Origin of the sequence: Nocardia veterana NBRC 100344, from assembly GCF_000308855.1 — a bacterium.
Classification (GTDB): domain Bacteria; phylum Actinomycetota; class Actinomycetes; order Mycobacteriales; family Mycobacteriaceae; genus Nocardia; species Nocardia veterana.
In genome coordinates, this window is sequence record NZ_BAGM01000054.1 from 1 (window position 1) to 1,888 (window position 1,888).

At 55.7% G+C, this 1,888-nt stretch carries 2 rRNA genes; both read left to right on the top strand.

What is annotated here, in order from left to right:
• Nucleotides 1–1,610: ribosomal RNA gene (locus ON37_RS09245) — 23S ribosomal RNA — on the top strand; the annotation flags it as partial.
• A gap of 101 nt (nt 1,611–1,711) precedes the next feature.
• Nucleotides 1,712–1,828: ribosomal RNA gene (gene rrf / locus ON37_RS09250) — 5S ribosomal RNA — on the top strand.
• The last annotated feature ends 60 nt before the right edge of the window (nt 1,829–1,888 follow it).

A 1,888-nucleotide genomic window follows, 5' to 3' on the forward strand; every position in this document is an offset into this window, starting at 1 on the left:
TTGATATTCCCGTACCCGTGTATCCGCGCCCAATGGCGAATCATCTGTGCTAACCATCCAAATGTGGACGGATCTCCTTCGGGAGACCTGAAGCGGCTGCATGGGACCCTGGGTGTAGTAGTCAAGCGATGGGGTGACGCAGGAAGGTAGCTGGGCCCGGTGGTGGATTACCGGGTGTAAGCCTGTAGGGCGTTGTGTAGGCAAATCCGCACAGCATATGGCCTGAGAGGTGATGCGTAGCCGGTTGAGGTGAATTCAGTGATCCTATGCTGCCGAGAAAAGCCTCTAGTGAGTTGGTACACGGCCCGTACCCCAAACCGACACAGGTGGTCAGGTAGAGAATACTAAGGCGATCGAGATAACTGTGGTGAAGGAACTCGGCAAAATACCTCCGTAACTTCGGGAGAAGGAGGGCCTGATCTGGTGAACCGTCTTGCATGGGGAGCTGGGTTGGGTCGCAGAGACCAGAGAGAAGCGACTGTTTACTAAAAACACAGGTCCGTGCGAAGTCGTAAGACGATGTATACGGACTGACGCCTGCCCGGTGCCGGAAGGTTAAGAGGACCGGTTAGCGCAGTAATGCGCGAAGCTGAGAATTTAAGCCCCGGTAAACGGCGGTGGTAACTATAACCATCCTAAGGTAGCGAAATTCCTTGTCGGGTAAGTTCCGACCTGCACGAATGGCGTAACGACTTCTCTGCTGTCTCCACCACAGACTCGGCGAAATTGCAGTACGAGTAAAGATGCTCGTTACGCGCGGCAGGACGAAAAGACCCCGGGACCTTCACTATAGCTTGGTATTGGTGTTCGGTACGGTTTGTGTAGGATAGGTGGGAGACTGTGAAGCAGGGACGCCAGTTCTTGTGGAGTCGTCGTTGAAATACCACTCTGGTCGTATTGGACCTCTAACCTCGGGCCATGATCTGGTTCAGGGACAGTGCCTGGTGGGTAGTTTAACTGGGGCGGTTGCCTCCCAAAGTGTAACGGAGGCGCCCAAAGGTTCCCTCAGCCTGGTTGGCAATCAGGTGTTGAGTGTAAGTGCACAAGGGAGCTTGACTGTGAGACTGACAGGTCGAGCAGGGACGAAAGTCGGGACTAGTGATCCGGCACCGGCATGTGGAAGCGGTGTCGCTCAACGGATAAAAGGTACCCCGGGGATAACAGGCTGATCTTCCCCAAGAGTCCATATCGACGGGATGGTTTGGCACCTCGATGTCGGCTCGTCGCATCCTGGGGCTGGAGTAGGTCCCAAGGGTTGGGCTGTTCGCCCATTAAAGCGGCACGCGAGCTGGGTTTAGAACGTCGTGAGACAGTTCGGTCTCTATCCGCCGCGCGCGTTAGAAACTTGAGGAAGGCTGTCCCTAGTACGAGAGGACCGGGACGGACGAACCTCTGGTGTGCCAGTTGTCCCGCCAGGGGCACGGCTGGTTGGCCACGTTCGGAAGGGATAACCGCTGAAAGCATCTAAGCGGGAAGCCTGTTCCAAGATGAGGTTTCTCACCCCCTCGAGGGGGTAAGGCCCCCAACAGACCATTGGGTTGATAGGCCAGAACTGGAAGCACAGTAATGTGTGGAGGTGACTGGTACTAATAGGCCGAGGACTTACCAACAAAGTTGCTACGCGTCCACTGTGCGGTATCTGAAACAACACACAGATACAGGAAGACGGAAACGGTGTGTTTCTGGCTCTCTGTGGATGGTTTCATAGAGTTACGGCGGCTATAGCGGTGGGGAAACGCCCGGTCCCATTCCGAACCCGGAAGCTAAGGTCACCTGCGCCGATGGTACTGCACTCGACAGGGTGTGGGAGAGTAGGACACCGCCGGAACATACATTCGGGTGAGGCCCCCAACCAGTGGTTGGGGGCCTCACCCATATCCACAACAAA